Annotated in this window: 2 protein-coding genes; one reads left to right on the top strand and one right to left on the bottom strand. The window is 39.8% G+C overall.

The window, feature by feature from the left end; translation table 11 throughout:
- The coding region (locus tag BRO54_RS18885; RefSeq protein ID WP_139268112.1) for a transposase at positions 1–356 on the top strand (356 nt) is incomplete at its 5' end.
- A 74-nt stretch (positions 357–430) separates the two neighbouring features.
- On the opposite strand, the gene BRO54_RS20305 is transcribed toward BRO54_RS18885, so the two are convergent.
- A partial coding sequence (locus BRO54_RS20305; protein WP_204378362.1) for a hypothetical protein occupies positions 431–658 on the bottom strand: 228 nt, incomplete at its 5' end.

Genomic DNA, 658 nt, shown 5'->3' on the forward strand with positions numbered 1-658 from the left:
GGATCGTGACGAATCTCTTCCATGCGTCTGCGGAAACCATTGCCGACATGTACCAACAACGTTGGACCGTTGAAGTCTTTTTCCGCTGGGTAAAGCAATATCTGAATGTCCCAACCTTGTTTGGCACGACGGAAAATGCGGTATACAATCAGCTGTTTGGGGCGTTCATTGCGTATGTGTTGCTGCGATGGCTGTATGATCAAACCAAAAAACGGACGAACGTCTCTCTTTCCTTCATTTCGTTTGTTCGCCGTTTTTTCTCTGGGCAGCTTCCTCTCGATTGGAAATCCGGGATGGCCGCTGCTTTGTTTGAGTATGCCCAAATTTATGGAAGACGTATGTCTAATTTTGGATAATCAACACTCGTGATATATATATATAAAATTGGCTCTTCACCAAAAAGTTGTACTTGATTTTTTCTGAACATACCCTATTTACGCTTGTGAGGAAAAACCAGAAAATCAGTGATTTTGACATATCCTTGTGCAGGAAACCGCCTGCTTGTCAAGCACATGTTGTAGTAAAGAACCATGAAATGATATTTATTACATAAAAAATTATTTTGAAAAGAGGTGGTTTTTTTGAGGAAAATTTTTGTGATCCTGTCGTTTGTTTTAGTATTTTCCACATTATCTTTTGGCTTTTCCGAAACATCTGT

Origin of the sequence: Geobacillus proteiniphilus (assembly GCF_001908025.1) — a bacterium.
Taxonomy (GTDB): Bacteria; Bacillota; Bacilli; order Bacillales; family Anoxybacillaceae; genus Geobacillus; species Geobacillus proteiniphilus.